The 14,570-nt window shown below is 60.4% G+C and carries 12 protein-coding genes; 8 read left to right on the top strand and 4 right to left on the bottom strand.

The genetic code is table 11. The annotated features are described in order from the left end of the window. Positions 1–117: 117 nt before the first annotated feature. Positions 118–1,854: an IlvD/Edd family dehydratase gene (locus EJA71_RS08955; RefSeq protein WP_007917984.1), complete on the bottom strand. Its 1,737-nt coding sequence runs from the start codon at positions 1,852–1,854 to the stop codon at positions 118–120. Positions 1,855–2,047: 193 nt separating this feature from the next. On the opposite strand from EJA71_RS08955, the gene EJA71_RS08950 reads away from it, so the two are divergent. The 8 genes from EJA71_RS08950 to EJA71_RS08915 all read left to right on the top strand — a co-directional run bounded on the left by EJA71_RS08950 (position 2,048) and on the right by EJA71_RS08915 (position 8,951). Then, complete coding sequence (locus EJA71_RS08950; RefSeq protein WP_158956063.1) at positions 2,048–3,370, top strand: MFS transporter; 1,323 nt, start codon at positions 2,048–2,050, stop codon at positions 3,368–3,370. A 160-nt stretch (positions 3,371–3,530) separates the two neighbouring features. Next, positions 3,531–4,523, top strand: a complete 993-nt coding sequence (gene araD1 / locus EJA71_RS08945) for an AraD1 family protein (RefSeq protein WP_158956061.1) — start codon at positions 3,531–3,533, stop codon at positions 4,521–4,523. A gap of 9 nt (positions 4,524–4,532) precedes the next feature. Then, positions 4,533–6,113, top strand: a complete 1,581-nt coding sequence (locus tag EJA71_RS08940) for an aldehyde dehydrogenase (NADP(+)) (RefSeq protein ID WP_158956059.1) — start codon at positions 4,533–4,535, stop codon at positions 6,111–6,113. Between the two features lie 167 nt (positions 6,114–6,280). Beyond that, on the top strand, positions 6,281–6,592 hold the full coding sequence (locus EJA71_RS08935; RefSeq protein ID WP_158956057.1) for a DUF5629 family protein: 312 nt from the start codon (positions 6,281–6,283) through the stop codon (positions 6,590–6,592). Then, positions 6,579–7,754: a lactonase family protein gene (locus tag EJA71_RS08930; RefSeq protein ID WP_158956055.1), complete on the top strand. Its 1,176-nt coding sequence runs from the start codon at positions 6,579–6,581 to the stop codon at positions 7,752–7,754. Before EJA71_RS08935 ends, EJA71_RS08930 begins: the two co-directional genes overlap by 14 nt. 156 nt (positions 7,755–7,910) lie before the next feature. Beyond that, complete coding sequence (locus EJA71_RS08925) at positions 7,911–8,090, top strand: hypothetical protein (RefSeq protein WP_158956053.1); 180 nt, start codon at positions 7,911–7,913, stop codon at positions 8,088–8,090. A 394-nt stretch (positions 8,091–8,484) separates the two neighbouring features. Next, positions 8,485–8,697: a hypothetical protein gene (locus EJA71_RS08920; protein WP_158956051.1), complete on the top strand. Its 213-nt coding sequence runs from the start codon at positions 8,485–8,487 to the stop codon at positions 8,695–8,697. Continuing rightward, positions 8,694–8,951 carry a hypothetical protein gene (locus EJA71_RS08915; RefSeq protein WP_158956050.1) on the top strand — a complete coding sequence of 86 codons (258 nt, stop codon included), beginning with the start codon at positions 8,694–8,696 and terminating at the stop codon, positions 8,949–8,951. The genes EJA71_RS08920 and EJA71_RS08915 overlap by 4 nt, the downstream gene beginning before the upstream one ends. 152 nt (positions 8,952–9,103) lie before the next feature. Here the strand turns inward: EJA71_RS08915 and EJA71_RS08910 are convergent, their stop codons facing one another. Genes EJA71_RS08910 through EJA71_RS08900 form a run of 3 tightly spaced genes read right to left on the bottom strand, consistent with a single transcriptional unit; the run spans position 9,104 to position 14,567 of the window. Beyond that, a complete protein-coding gene (locus EJA71_RS08910; protein ID WP_158956048.1) occupies positions 9,104–9,688 on the bottom strand; it encodes a glutathione S-transferase in 585 nt (194 codons plus the stop codon). After that, a complete protein-coding gene (locus EJA71_RS08905; RefSeq protein ID WP_158956046.1) occupies positions 9,685–13,326 on the bottom strand; it encodes an SbcC/MukB-like Walker B domain-containing protein in 3,642 nt (1,213 codons plus the stop codon). Before EJA71_RS08905 ends, EJA71_RS08910 begins: the two co-directional genes overlap by 4 nt. Continuing rightward, positions 13,323–14,567 (bottom strand): exonuclease SbcCD subunit D C-terminal domain-containing protein, encoded by a 1,245-nt coding sequence (locus EJA71_RS08900; RefSeq protein WP_158956044.1) that lies wholly within the window; start codon positions 14,565–14,567, stop codon positions 13,323–13,325. Before EJA71_RS08900 ends, EJA71_RS08905 begins: the two co-directional genes overlap by 4 nt. Between the last annotated feature and the right edge of the window lie 3 nt (positions 14,568–14,570).

The raw sequence follows: 14,570 nt of genomic DNA, 5'->3' as shown, positions 1-14,570 counted from the left end.
ATTGCGGTGTGTCAGCTGAACAATTGCTGACTGACACACCGCAATCGCGAGCAGGCTCACTCCTACAAGGGAATGCATTCCAATGTAGGAGCTGCCGAAGGCTGCGATCTTTTGCTCTTAATGGGAATGACGCGGCACTTCAGCCCCTCGGCAGCCGACCAGGAAATCAAAGTCGCAACCCTGATCCGCCTGCAGCACATGGTCGATGTACAGCTGACGATAGCCGCCCACCAACAACTGCTGTGGCGGTTGCAGATCGGCCATGCGCGCTGCCAGTTCGGCATCCGGAATATCCAGGTGCAGACGCCCGGTCGCGCAATCCAGCTCGATCCAGTCGCCTTCCTTCACCGTCGCCAAAGGCCCGCCGGCCGCCGCTTCCGGCGCCACGTGCAAGACCACCGTGCCGTACGCGGTGCCGCTCATACGCGCATCGGAAATGCGCACCATATCGGTCACACCTTGGGCCAACAGCTTCGCCGGCAAGCCCATGTTGCCGACTTCCGCCATGCCCGGATAACCCTTCGGCCCGCAGTTCTTCATCACCAGAATCGAATCTTTGTCGACATCCAGCTCTGGATCGTTGATCCGCGCCTTGTACATGTCGAAGTTCTCGAACACCACCGCACGGCCGCGATGCTGCATCAGCTCAGGCGTTGCGGCGGACGGCTTGAGCACCGCACCCAATGGCGCGAGATTGCCGCGCAACACGCAGATGCCGCCATCGGCGCGGATCGGATTGTCGAGGGTGCGGATCACTTCGTCTTCGCCGTAGATCGGCGCGTCTTTGGTGTTCTCGCCGATGGACTTGCCGTTGACGGTCAGCGCATTCGGGTTGGGAATCAGATTGGCTTCACCGAGACGGCGCAGCACCGCAGGCAAACCACCGGCGTAATAGAACTCTTCCATCAGGAAACGCCCCGACGGTTGCAGGTCGACGATGGTCGGCATGCCGCGACCGATGCGCGTCCAGTCGTCCAGATCCAGCTCGACGCCGATGCGCCCGGCGATGGCTTTCAAGTGAATCACCGCGTTGGTCGAACCGCCGATGGCAGCGTTAACGCGGATAGCGTTTTCGAAGGCTTCCTTGGTCAGAATCTTCGACAGTTTCAGATCTTCACGCACCATCTCCACCGCCCGCATGCCGGACATGTGCGCGAGCACATAACGCCGCGCGTCCACCGCCGGAATTGCCGCATTGTGTGGCAGTGAAGTGCCGAGTGCTTCAGCCATGCAGGCCATGGTCGACGCGGTGCCCATGGTGTTGCAGGTGCCCGCCGAACGCGACATGCCGCCCTCGGCTGCGAGGAAATCGTCGATGGTGATGGTGCCGGCCTTGACCTGTTCGCTGAGCTGCCAGACCACGGTGCCGGAACCGATGTCCTTGCCTTTGTGTTTGCCGTTGAGCATCGGCCCGCCGGTGACGACGATGGCCGGTACGTCGCAACTGGCCGCGCCCATCAGCAGCGCCGGGGTGGTTTTGTCGCAACCGGTGAGCAGCACCACGCCGTCAATCGGGTTGCCGCGAATCGCTTCTTCCACGTCCATGCTCGCCAGGTTGCGGGTGAGCATGGCGGTCGGGCGCAGGTTCGATTCGCCGTTGGAGAACACCGGGAATTCCACAGGAAAGCCACCGGCCTCGATCACCCCGCGTTTGACGTGCTCCGCGATCTGGCGGAAGTGCGCGTTGCATGGGGTCAGTTCCGACCAGGTGTTGCAGATGCCGATGATCGGCTTGCCATGGAACTGGTGGTCGGCGATGCCCTGATTCTTCATCCAGCTGCGGTACATGAAGCCGTTCTTGTCGGCCGTGCCAAACCATTGGGCGGAGCGCAGGGTGGGTTTCTTATCAGACATGATCGATTCTCTTATTGTATGACTATAGTGTTCCAGCTACGGCTTAATCTAAGCTCAAAATCCTTGGTTTGGAAGTGTTGTTGGTGAATTAGTATTACTATATAGTCGTTTTCGACGGAGGGATGGCCCTGGCGGTTTTCTGTGAGAGGCGTCCCCCGAGGTTCTATAAAAACAACAATCGGAGACCGATCTCATGAGCCAGGAACTGCGGCTGATACGGCGCATTACGTTGAAACTGATTCCCTTCCTGATCCTGCTGTACCTGATCGCCTATGTGGATCGCTCCGCCGTCGGCTTCGCCAAGCTGCACATGGGCGCCGACATCGGCATCGGCGATGCGGCTTACGGCCTCGGCGCCGGGCTGTTCTTCATTGGCTACTTCCTCCTCGAAATCCCCAGCAACTTGATGCTCGAACGTTTCGGCGCGCGGCGCTGGTTCGCGCGGATCATGATCACTTGGGGCGCCATCACCATCGGTATGGCCTTCGTCCAGGGTCCGCACAGTTTCTATGTGATGCGTTTTCTGCTCGGCGCGGCCGAGGCGGGGTTCTTCCCCGGCGTTCTCTACTACATCACCCAATGGTTCCCGGTGCGCCATCGCGGCAAGATCCTCGGCCTGTTCATCCTCTCGCAACCGATTGCGATGATGATCACCGGCCCGGTGTCCGGCGGTTTGCTTGGCATGGACGGCGTCCTCGGTCTGCACGGCTGGCAGTGGCTATTCATCGTCATCGGCACGCCGGCGATCCTGCTGACCTGGCCGGTATTGCGCTGGTTGCCGGACGGCCCGCAGCAAGTGAAGTGGATGGATCAGGCAGAGAAAGACTGGCTCACCGGCGAGCTGAAAAAAGATCTGCAGGAATACGGCCAGACCCGTCACGGCAATCCGCTGCATGCGCTGAAAGACAAACGTGTGTTGCTGCTGGCGCTGTTTTATCTGCCGGTGACGCTGAGCATTTATGGCTTGGGCCTGTGGCTGCCGACGCTGATCAAACAGTTTGGCGGCAGTGATCTGGTCACCGGTTTCGTCTCGTCGGTGCCGTACATCTTCGGCATCATCGGTTTGCTGATCGTGCCGCGCAGTTCTGACCGCTTGAATGATCGCTACGGGCACCTCGCCGTCCTCTATGTGCTGGGCGCGATTGGCCTGTTCATGAGCGCGTGGCTGTCGATGCCGGTGGCACAACTGACGGCGTTGTGTCTGGTGGCGTTCGCGCTGTTTTCCTGCACGGCGGTGTTCTGGACCTTGCCGGGGCGGTTCTTTGCTGGCGCAAGTGCAGCGGCGGGGATTGCCTTGATCAACTCGGTGGGCAATCTCGGCGGTTACATCGGGCCGTTTGTGATCGGGGCGTTGAAGGAATACACCGGCAATCTGGCTTCAGGTCTGTACTTCCTTTCCGGGGTGATGGTGTTCGGCTTGATTCTGACCGGCATCGTCTACCGTGTGCTGGAACGCAAACACGTGCTGCCGGTTGACCAGTTCGCTGCCAGTGCACGCGGCGCGACCCGTACCTGAAACCCAACCACCAATCACCACTAAACCTGTGGGAGCTGGCTTGCCAGCGATGACGGCGGCACATCCAACATGGATGTGTCAGACAGATTGCCATCGCTGGCAAGCCAGCTCCCACCAGGGTTTTGCAGTGTTTCGAAGTTTTGTAGACAGGAGAGGACATATGCATCTGGTTCAATTCGAATTAAGCAACCGCGAGCGCCGTGTCGGCGTGGTCGACAACAGTCTGGTGCGCGAAGTGCAGGACGCCCGCAGCGTGCGCGATCTGGCGTTGGCCGCCATCGAGGCCGGGGTCACCCTCGAGCAGCAAGTGCAAACCCTCGGCCTCGGCATCAGCCATGACTACGCCGAGCTGCTGGCGCAGCTGCGCATCCTGCCACCGCTTGATCACCCGGATCCGGCGCACATGCTGATCAGCGGCACCGGCCTGACCCATCTGGGCAGCGCCTCGGCGCGGGACAAAATGCACCAGCAGGCCAGTGACGAAGCGGCCATGACCGACACCATGCGCATCTTCAAATGGGGCGTGGAGGGCGGTAAACCGGCGGCGGGGCAGGCCGGTGTGCAACCAGAATGGTTCTATAAAGGCGACGGCAGCATCGTCGTTCGTCCAGGCCAACCCTTCCCGGTGCCACCGTTTGCCGAAGATGCTGGTGAAGAGCCGGAAATGGCCGGCCTGTATATCATCGGCAACGACGGCAAGCCCTATCGCCTGGGCTTTGCGGTCGGCAACGAGTTCTCCGACCACGTCATGGAACGCAAGAATTACCTGTACCTCGCGCACTCGAAATTGCGCAGTTGCAGTTACGGTCCGGAACTTCGCACCGGTGAATTGCCTCAACATCTGGCAGGCAGCAGCCGCATCCTGCGTGACGGCGAAGTGCTCTGGCAGAACGAGTTTCTCAGCGGCGAGGCGAACATGTGCCACAGCCTCGCCAACCTCGAATACCACCACTTCAAGTACAGCCAGTTCCTGCGTCCAGGCGACGTACACATTCACTTTTTCGGCACCGCGACCCTGTCGTTCGCCGATGGCATCCGCACCCAACCGGGTGACGTGTTTGAAATCAGCCAGGCCGAATTCGGCGCGCCGCTGGTCAATGGCATCGTCCCGGTCCCAGCGGCATTTGAACCGGACAGCATCGGCACCCTTTAAGGAGATCCCATGACTCAGATTCTCGGTCACAACTACATCGGCGGTCAGCGCAGCGCCGCTGGCAACGTCAAATTGCAATCCGTTGACGCGACGACGGGCGAACAGTTGCCCCACGATTTCATCCAGGCCACGGCTGAAGAGGTCGACGCCGCCGCCAAAGCCGCCGCTGCCGCATACCCGGCCTATCGCAGCCTCAGCGCCGAACGTCGCGCACAGTTTCTCGACGCGATTGCCGATGAGCTCGATGCCCTCGGCGATGACTTCGTTGCTGTGGTCTGCCGCGAAACCGCGCTGCCGGCCGGACGGATTCAAGGCGAGCGCGGGCGTACCAGCGGGCAAATGCGCCTGTTCGCCAAAGTGTTGCGCCGTGGCGATTTCTACGGGGCGCGGATCGATCAAGCGTTGCCGGATCGTCAGCCATTGCCACGCCCGGATCTGCGTCAATACCGTATCGGCCTCGGCCCTGTCGCGGTGTTCGGCGCGAGCAATTTCCCGCTGGCATTTTCCACCGCTGGTGGTGACACCGCCTCGGCGCTGGCCGCCGGTTGCCCGGTGGTGTTCAAGGCCCACAGCGGCCACATGGCGACAGCAGAACTGGTCGCCGATGCACTGATCCGCGCAGCAGAAAAAACCGCCATGCCTGCCGGTGTGTTCAACATGATCTACGGTGGTGGCGTCGGTGAATGGCTGGTCAAACACCCGGCGATTCAAGCGGTCGGCTTCACTGGTTCGCTCAAGGGTGGTCGCGCACTGTGTGACATGGCCGCAGCGCGCCCACAACCAATCCCGGTGTTTGCCGAGATGTCGAGCATCAACCCGGTGATCGTTCTGCCACAGGCACTCGCCGAGCGTGCAGAAACCATCGCACGCGATTTGACCGCTTCGGTGGTGCAGGGCTGCGGTCAGTTCTGTACCAATCCGGGTCTGGTCATCGGCATTCGTTCGCCAGAGTTCAGCGCGTTCGTGCAGCAGGTTGCGGGTTTGATCGGCGATCAACCGGCACAAACCATGCTCAACGCCGGCACCCTCGGCAGCTACGGCAAAGGCTTGCAGAAGCTGCTGGCGCATTCCGGCATCGAGCATCTGGCCGGTAATCCGCAGCAAGGCAATCAAGCGCAGCCACAGTTGTTCAAGGCTGATGCCAGTCTGTTGATCAATGGCGATGAAGTGCTGCAGGAAGAAGTCTTCGGCCCGACCACGGTCATCGTCGAAGTGGCGGACAAGGCGCAACTCAGCGCAGCGTTGCAGGGGCTGCACGGCCAACTGACGGCGACGATCATCGGCGAGCTGGCGGACTTCGAACAGTTCGCTGAACTCACTCCACTGCTGGAACAGAAGGTCGGGCGGATTCTGCTCAACGGCTATCCGACCGGTGTCGAGGTATGCGATTCGATGGTCCATGGCGGCCCGTATCCAGCGACGTCCGATGCTCGTGGCACTTCGGTAGGCACGCTGGCCATCGACCGCTTCCTGCGCCCGGTGTGCTTCCAGAACTACCCGGACAGCTTGTTGCCCGAGCCACTGAAAAACGCCAACCCGCTGCGCATCCAGCGCCTGGTTGACGGCAAGCCATCACGCGACGCGCTCTAATCCACACCGCAAATCACTGTGGGAGCTGGCTTGCCAGCGATGACGGCGGCACATCCAATATAGATGTGACTGACAGATTGCTATCGCTGGCAAGCCAGCTCCCACAGGGGTTCTGCATCGTCAATGAGCTATCATTGGCCCTTTCCCCCCTAGAAAGACTGTTTGCCATGACTGCCCAAACCCTTCTCAACGCTCTCGAACACTGCGAAATGGTCGAAATCGACGGCCTGCACGCTTTCGAATTCGCCCTCGACGAAGACGACAATCTGCACATCGAATGCATCGATGGCCGAGCGGCCAAGCATTGGGAGTTCACCCCGGCTCAGGTTGCAGCGGCGACGTTTGACGAAGACCTGCAGAGCTGGCTGGTCATTGGTTATGCCAGCGATACCAAGACAACTGGCGAACACCGCCTGGTCTGCCATGGTGACGTAGTCAGCAGCAGCGACGATGAGGATGACACTGATGAAAATGCGTAAATTCTGGCCGCTGCTGATGGCCGGCAGCGTCGGTGCCATGGGCCTGTCCACGGCATCGGCAGAAAGCTTCCAATTGCTGGTCGGTTCCTACACCGCCGGCACCAGCCAAGGCATCTATCGAATGAATTTCGACAGTGCCACCGGCCAGATCGACGCCAAACCGCTGCAAGTGGTGAAGAGCGAAAATCCGTCATGGCTGACCCTGTCCAAAGACCAGCATCGCCTGTTTGTGGTCAACGAAAACGGCCCGGGCCAGCAAGACCCGGTCGGTCGCGTCAGCAGCTATTCGATTGATCCGAAAACCCACGCCCTGAGCCTGATCAATCAAGTGCAGAGCCTGGGCAACGAGCCAACGCATTCGAGCCTCAGCGCTGATGCCAGCCACCTGTTCGTCAGCAACTATTCAGTCGTGGAAGATCCGGGTGGAACCCTGGCGGTGTTGCCGGTCGGGGCCGACGGCAAATTGAAACCGGTGGTGCAGATGAGCGCGCACCCGGCGAGCCGGGTCAATCCTGAGCGCCAGGCTTCGAACCACGTGCATTCGACAGTCTCTTCGCCGGATGGTCGCTACGTGTTCTCCAATGACCTGGGCGCGGACAAGGTGTTCATCTACCAATTCGACCCGAAAGCCAATCCTGAGCTGCCGCTGACCCCGGCGAAAACCGCCTCGGTGGCCTTGCCGGCCGGCAGTGGCCCGCGTCATCTGTTGTTCAGTGCTGACGGCAAACACGCCTGGCTGACCATGGAAATGAGCGCGCAAGTTGCGGTGTTCGATTACAACGATGGCGTGCTGACCCAGACGCAACTGGTCGATCTGGCCGCCGGTCAGCCGACCTCGGACAAGGCCGGCGCGGCATTGCACACGTCTGCCGATGGCAAATTCCTTTACGTCAGCAACCGTGGCACCGCCAATCAACTGGTGGTGTTCAGCATCGACCCGACGACCGCGCAGCTCAAAGAGCTGCAAAAGCGTTCGGTTGAGGGTGATCACCCGCGTGAGTTCAGCCTCGATCCAAGTGGCAAATTCCTGCTGATTGCCAACCAGAAGAGCAACCAGATTGTCGTCGTCGAACGCGACGCCAAGACTGGCCTGCTCGGCAAAACCGTGCAAAAACTGCCGATGGACGCGCCGAGCGACCTCAAGTTTTTGGTGCGACAATAAGCCACAGGCCCCGGTTTACGGGGCCTGTCTCTTTGTATTAATCGCGCTGATAACCGGTAATGCTACAAAGCATTTCAAGCGATCAACCCTCGAGCGTTAAGTTTGTTTCACAGCCCAACCGGGCAAGCAAGCCAACCGAACACGAGGGTTACCGCCATGAACTTCAATCTCTTCTCCGTCATCGCCGCTTCCGCCATCTCTGCCACCGTTGTACTGCCAGCCGCTGCCAACGTGGAAATCGCCAGCAAAAAATCCCACACCCAGAGCTACACCCAGAAATACCTGCAACAGAGCGCCAACTTCTATGCCGCCCTGGATCACAAAGCTCAACACTGAAATGCCCATTGCGCACAACTCCCTGTAGGAGCTGCCGAAGGCTGCGATTTTTCGATCTTGTTTTTTAAAAGCAAAATCAAAAGATCGCAGCCTTCGGCAGCTCCTACGTTTTTGCGCACGTTGATCGTTCCCACGCTCCGCGTGGGAATGCAGCCCGTGACGCTCCACGTCACTGGACGCAGAGCGTCCCCAGAGGCATTCCCACGCAGAGCATGGGACCGATCAAAGATCAAAAGATCGCAGCCTTCGGCAGCATCATAGGTTTTCCCGAACACGCAGATAGACTGGCTAAATAATCAACGAAGCTGATGTTCACTATGGCAAACGCTGAGTGGTTACCCCGGCTTTTTTGATCGATCCTGTGGTCATCGAAACATGCCCACGGGAGAACACCATGGCCAGCGCAATCATCACTTCAGCCAAACGCGGCGCCTATCTGGCCATCGGTCTTTACCTGGCCGTGGTGCTGTTTGTCAGCATCGCCGCGCAAATGGAACACAGCTTCGACGCACCGATTGACGTCGCCCATCCCGGTATCCAGTTCGAAGTCCGCTCGCACAGCGTGATGGTCGACCGGGCCGAACTCGCAGGAGTCGGCGGCGCATGAAAGGCTACAGACTCTGGGTGATTGCCGGTTTGGCGTTCTTCACCAACGGCGCGTCATTGTTGGGCATCGGCCAAGGCTCGGTAGGCGCACTGGCCCGGGCCATAGAGGCCAACCACAATATCGCGCACAACATTGAACGGGCGAAAACGCTGGGGCTGATGGCTGGCAATCCACCGGTCAAAGTCTCGGCGGATTTTCTCGGCCCGTTCGAAGTGGATTGCATGGCACTCGGCATGTGCAACGCGCTGGCTTAGACGACGCGATTGATCGTTCCCACGCTCCGCGTGGGAATGCAGCCCTGGAGCTCCGCGTCCGATTGGAACGCAGAGCGTCCCTTGAGGCATTCCCACGCAGAGCGTGGGAACGATCAAAACCCTGTAGCAGCCTTCGGCAGCTCCTACATGAGTTACTTCTTCATAATTGAAGTGAAAAGGTCTGATTCGAGGAAACGCTCCAGCCAGGCCTGTAAGCGAACATAAGGTGTCTGCGCAAACCATTCGCGATCAACATGGGCAAACTGCCGAACGAAGGGCAGCAGGGCGATATCTGCCAGGCTCGGATGGTCGGTTAACAGGTAATCGCGATCGTTGAGCAACGCTTCCAGTTTCTGCAAATACACCGCGCCTTCAGCCCGATAAACCTCCATCGGCTGCTCGGGATAACGCTCGGCATACTTATAGCGATTCAACTGCATCTTGAATTCCTGATCATTGGCTTCGATCAGCTCGGCAATCCGTGAATCGCCACCCAGCAACCAATCATCCGGATCATTCTGCGCCAACGCCCAACGCATGATCTCCAGGCTCTCATCGATCACCCGTCCACCGGCATCCAGCACCGGAACCGTACCTTTTGGCGAAATCGCCAGCATCTCGGCCGGTTTGGCTTTGAGGCTGACTTCAACGATGTCCACGGGCACGCCCGAATAGCGCAACGCCATCCGCGCGCGCATGGCGTATGGGCAGCGGCGGAAGGAATACAGCGTGTTCATTTCACCTCCAGTGTGCTCAAACCGTTGCCTTGACGCTGCACTTGAATCTGCACCGGAATCCGTTCGTGCATTTCCTGCACGTGGGAAATCACCGCGACTTTCCGGCCTTGGGCCTGCAACCCATCCAGCGCATCCATCGCCAGTTGCAGCGACTCCGGATCGAGGCTGCCAAAGCCTTCGTCGATAAACAGCGATTCGATTTTCAACGTACTCGACGCCATCGACGCCAGGCCCAATGCCAAGGCCAGCGACACGAGGAACGTTTCGCCGCCGGACAGCGAATGCACCGAGCGCAGTTCATCGCCCATTTCGGTGTCCACCACCAGCAGGCCGAGCATGCTGCCGCCGCGCTTGAGGCGATAGCGTTTGACCAGTTGGCGCAGTTGCACGTTGGCGTGATGCACCAGCAGGTCGAGGTTGTAAGCCTGGGCGATCTTGCGGAAGGTGTCGCCAGTGGCGGAACCGATCAGCGCACTGAGGCGCGCCCAGCGCTGATATTCGGCGTAAGCATCAGCAATCTGCTGGGCCAGCGCCTGATTGGCGTTCTGCCGGCGCTGATCCTCGACCTGTTCGGCGCGCAGTTCGGCGCATTGCTGTTCGCTGACGTTGGACTGCTGTTGCAGATCGGTCAGGGCTGTGGCGAGTTGTTCGGCGTCGAGATTGCCGTTGCTGTGCGCCTGATGGTCGACCAATAACCGGTCACGTTCCTGCAACAAGACCGTGGCCTGCTCGATGGCTTTTTCATTCTGCTGCAAGCGTTGGCGCAGTTCGCCGAGTTGCGTGTCATCGACCCGCAGCAAGTCTTCGAGGCCTCCGTCATCCAGCTCCGGGTGACGCCCGCGCCAGTCGGCAATCTTGCTCGCCAGATCCTGTTCTTCGCCTTCCAGCGCCTGCAAACGTTGCTGCTGCGCCTTGAGTTCAGCGGCGATCTGCACACGTTGTGTGCGCACGTTCTGCAGTTCCTGCGCGGTAGCGGTTTCGGCGTTGCGCGCCTGTTCCACCTGCTGCTCAAGCTGTTGCTGCCACTGCTCGGCGCTGCTGTGTTCACCAAGCAATTGCGCAAGTTTCTGCTGGCAGAGTTGCTGTTGCTCGGCCAGCGCGGCGAACTGCTGCTGCGCCGTCTGCGCTTGCTGCACGCGGGTCTGCTGCCGATCCTGCTCCTTTTCCAGGGTCTGCTGGCGTTGTTGTTGCTCGCTCAACTCTTCCTTTTGTTGATCCACTTGCGCCAAGCGCTCGGCGATCTGCCGGTCGAGCTGCATGAAGGTTGCCGCCGGTTCCTGGCGCAGGGCTTCAAGGGTGTCGGCCGGGAGCAGGGTGGCGAACGCCGTCAGTTCCTCGTCGAGGCGCTGGCGGTCGCTGCTCAGTTCGCGTTGCTGGTTGCTCAGCTGTTGCGCCGCTTGCTGATGCGCAGTTTCGGCCTGACGCAATTGCTGAGTCAGGCGCGCGGCATCCTGTTGCAGGGACAGCAGGGCGCTCTGACGTTGTTCGTCCTGAGCGATGCTTTGGTTCAGTTGTTCGTTCTGGCGGTTGAGCCAGGCGTCGCGTTTGTCGGCGTCCTGATTCAGCAACTGTGTAGACAATGGATGCGCGTCAATGCTCGGCGCGAGGGCTTGTTGCTGGGTTGCCAGTTGTTCCTGTTGTTGCAGCAGTTCTTTCTGCTGAGCAATCACGGCACCCACGTCGGCACGCAACTCGCTGAGTTTTTCCTTGAGCTGATCGACCACGTGCTGGGCGTTGGCCTGTTCGCTTTCGTCGTGGCGACCGAGGCTTTGCAGCAGTGCTTCCGGCTGGTGGTAGGGATGTTCGTTGCTGCCGCACACCGGGCACGGCTGGTCATCCTGCAACTGCGCACGCAATTCTTCGACACTGGCACTGCGCGCCAGACGCTGACGTTCGAGCAGTTCGCGGGTGACGTTGAGGGTTTGTTCGGCGATGGTCAGTTCGGCTTTCGATTTCACGCCGTCCTGGGTCAGCCGTTCACGTTCCTGCTGGGCGCTGAGCTGGCGTTGCTGCAGCTCGGCGCCACGCTTGTCGAGATCCTGCTGGCTGGCCCACAGACGCGACAAATCTTCAAAAGCGCGCAGTTGCTTGCGATTGTCTTGCAGCAACGTGCCGAGGATACCGATCTGTTCAGCGACGGCATCCGGTTCGGCGCCGGCCTCTTTGAACAGCACTTCCAGTTGTTGCTTCTGCTGGGTCAGTTCTTCGGCGCTGCTTGTGGCGTTTTGCTCAAGGGACGCCAATTCGGCCTGGCCCTTGTTCAAGCGATTGCCGATCAGCATCAGCTGTTGCAGGCGATCGCGGTAGGCATTCCAGGCATCGCTCAACGGCGCCAGATGAGCGCTTTGTTCCAGCTCAGCGGCAATGCGCTGCAGACGCTCGGCCACTTGGTTTTGCTTTTCCAGCAAGGTTTGAATGGCACTCTGGCCGTCACTGCTGGCCTGTTGCGCGTTGGCTTTGGCTTCAGCGCAAGCGGCGACTTCTTTAGCCAGACGGGCGAGGGTGCTTTGCTCTTCAAACGCCTGACGCAAAAGCGGGGCGTTTTCTGACTGGCGCTGTTGCGCGTCGGTCAGTGCGACTTTCGCCGCGTCGAGGTTCTGCTCGAGTTGGGTCTGGCGTTCCGTCAGTTCGCCATGCTGCCGGGTGTGTTCGGCAATTTGTGCTGCCAACGGCGTCAGCAGCGCATCGAGTTCGCTTTTGCGCGCGAACTGATGCCGTTGCGGGCCAAGTTGTTCCAGTCGCGTCAGCCTGACCCGCTCGCCGGCCAGGCTTTCCGATTGCTGTTGGGCACTGCGCAATTGCTCGGTGGCGGCCTGTTGCGCGTCCTGCAACACGCGCAAATCCTTGAGCCAGCCGTGCTGCTGCTCCAGCTGTTTGAGCTGCGCCTGCTGCAATTTCAACTGTTGCTGCGCGGCGTTGAAGCGCTCATCCAGTTCCGCGCGAGCCTCGGGCGGCAACGGGGTGACGCCGGTGGCTTGATCCTGCAGCAGCTTGTGCGCTTCGCGGGCCTCCTTGGTTTTGTCGAAGGCGCGACGGCCGAGGCGGGTGTACAGCGCGGTGTCGGTGAGTTTTTCCAGCAGTTCGCTGCGGTCGTTGTCGTCCGCTTTGAGGAACGCGCTGAACTCGCTCTGCGCCAGCAGCACGGCGCGGGTGAACTGTTCGAAGTTCAGGCCGAGCGCGGCTTCGAGCTGAGTTTTGTACTCGCCTTTCTGACTGGCGAGCAGTTGATCCTGATCGATATCGCGCAGGCTCTGACGACTGGCCTGCAACTTGCCGCCAGCCTTCTCGCGAGCGCGGTTGGTTTCCCAGCGCGCCCGATAGCGTCGGCCATCAACGCCGACGAAATCCACCTCGGCATAACCTTCGCCGGTGCCGCGACGCAGCAGAGTGCGCGGATCACCGGTGGCGATTTCGCCGTCGGCATCGGGGACTTTGGCATCGCGGCCCGTGTTGTTCAGGCGCGGCACAGCGCCGAACAAAGCCAGGCACAAGGCGTCGAGCAAGGTGCTCTTGCCGGCGCCGGTCGGGCCGGTGATCGCGAACAAACCGGCGCTGGCCAGCGGTTCAGCGGTGAAATCAATCTCGAACGGGCCGGCCAGCGAGGCGAGGTTCTTCAACCGAATGGCGAGAATCTTCATGGCTGCTCGCCCTCCAGTTGCACGTCCTGCAGCAGTTCGGCGAAGTCCTTCAGCGTCTGCTCATCGACCTCGTTGCCGTAGTTGTCGAGCCAGGCGCGGCTGAACAATTCCTGCGGAGTGAGTTGATCCAGTTCGATCAGCGCAGTGCCGTCGTCGCTGCCGTCAGCGCCACGGTTGCCGGCGTATTCGGCGGCGATGCGCACCAGTCGCACGGCTTTGCCTTGCAAGGCATTTTCGACCTGGTAACGCAGATCCGGCTGTGGCTCGTCGAGGACGACGCGCACCTCCAGCCACGGCTGACGCTGGGTTTCGGCGAGCAGGTCGATGTTCGGCAGATCCGCCAGTTGCAGCAGAATCTCGGCCAACGGTGCGGGGCCGATGCGTTGCAGATTGACCGAGCGCGGAATCAGTTTCGCTTCGACGCTGACCAGCGTTTCGCCATCCAGCGTGACGTCGAGAATCTGGTGCTGATAGCCGATTTCCGAAAACGACAACGGAATCGGCGAGCCGCTGTAGCGAATGCGCTCCTCACCGTTGACCTTCTGCGGCTTGTGCAAATGGCCGAGGGCGACGTAGCTGATGCTCGGCCCGAACAGACTGGCGGGCAACGCCTCGGCATTGCCGATGATCAAGCTGCGCTCAGAGTCTTCCGACACCGAGCCACCGGCCATGTGCGCGTGACTGATGGCGATCAGCGCCTGACCGGGTTTGCGCTTGGCGTTGGCCGCTTCGATCAGCCATTCATGCACTTGGCCGATACCGCGCAAATAGTTGTCGCCCAGATGCGCGCCCGTCACCTCTGCCGGACGCAGGAACGGCAGCGCCAGGCACCACGCGGCGACTTCGCCGGTTTTATCCGGCAACGGCAGCAGCAAGCGTTCGGCATCCAGTTGGCCGTCGTCCAGCCACAACACCCGGCCCAGCGCATGGGTGCGCAAACGGCGCATCAACGGCGCAGGCAGTTCGATCCGCGAGCCGGAATCGTGGTTGCCGGCGATCATCACGATGGTCAGTAACGGCTGCTGTTCGTGGGCGCTGACGATGAAATCGTAGAGGCGTTCCTGAGCTTTGACCGGCGGATTGACCGTGTCGAAGATATCACCGGCAATCAGCAGCACATCCGGCTGCGCCAGTTGCAGTTGGCGCAGCAGCCATTCGAGGAAGCACGCATGCTCGAAATCGCGCTCCTGGCCGTGCAGGTTTTGCCCAAGGTGCCAGTCGGAGGTGTGGAACAGACGCAATGT

The organism is Pseudomonas sp. PB106 (assembly GCF_009764645.1).
Taxonomy (GTDB): domain Bacteria; phylum Pseudomonadota; class Gammaproteobacteria; order Pseudomonadales; family Pseudomonadaceae; genus Aquipseudomonas.
Note: the sequence above shows the minus strand (reverse complement) of the source record. Positions and strands in the feature narration are given on the sequence as shown.

Excerpts from the sequence above, each read along its gene's own strand:
- EJA71_RS08925 (WP_158956053.1), top strand. The coding sequence starts at position 7,911 with ATGAACTTCAATCTCTTCTCCGTCATCGCCGCTTCCGCCATCTCTGCC.
- EJA71_RS08955 (WP_007917984.1), bottom strand. The coding sequence starts at position 1,854 with ATGTCTGATAAGAAACCCACCCTGCGCTCCGCCCAATGGTTTGGCACG.
- EJA71_RS08905 (WP_158956046.1), bottom strand. The coding sequence starts at position 13,326 with ATGAAGATTCTCGCCATTCGGTTGAAGAACCTCGCCTCGCTGGCCGGC.
- EJA71_RS08940 (WP_158956059.1), top strand. The coding sequence starts at position 4,533 with ATGACTCAGATTCTCGGTCACAACTACATCGGCGGTCAGCGCAGCGCC.
- EJA71_RS08920 (WP_158956051.1), top strand. The coding sequence starts at position 8,485 with ATGGCCAGCGCAATCATCACTTCAGCCAAACGCGGCGCCTATCTGGCC.
- EJA71_RS08935 (WP_158956057.1), top strand. The coding sequence starts at position 6,281 with ATGACTGCCCAAACCCTTCTCAACGCTCTCGAACACTGCGAAATGGTC.
- EJA71_RS08910 (WP_158956048.1), bottom strand. The coding sequence starts at position 9,688 with ATGAACACGCTGTATTCCTTCCGCCGCTGCCCATACGCCATGCGCGCG.
- EJA71_RS08930 (WP_158956055.1), top strand. The coding sequence starts at position 6,579 with ATGAAAATGCGTAAATTCTGGCCGCTGCTGATGGCCGGCAGCGTCGGT.
- EJA71_RS08950 (WP_158956063.1), top strand. The coding sequence starts at position 2,048 with ATGAGCCAGGAACTGCGGCTGATACGGCGCATTACGTTGAAACTGATT.
- araD1 (WP_158956061.1), top strand. The coding sequence starts at position 3,531 with ATGCATCTGGTTCAATTCGAATTAAGCAACCGCGAGCGCCGTGTCGGC.
- EJA71_RS08915 (WP_158956050.1), top strand. The coding sequence starts at position 8,694 with ATGAAAGGCTACAGACTCTGGGTGATTGCCGGTTTGGCGTTCTTCACC.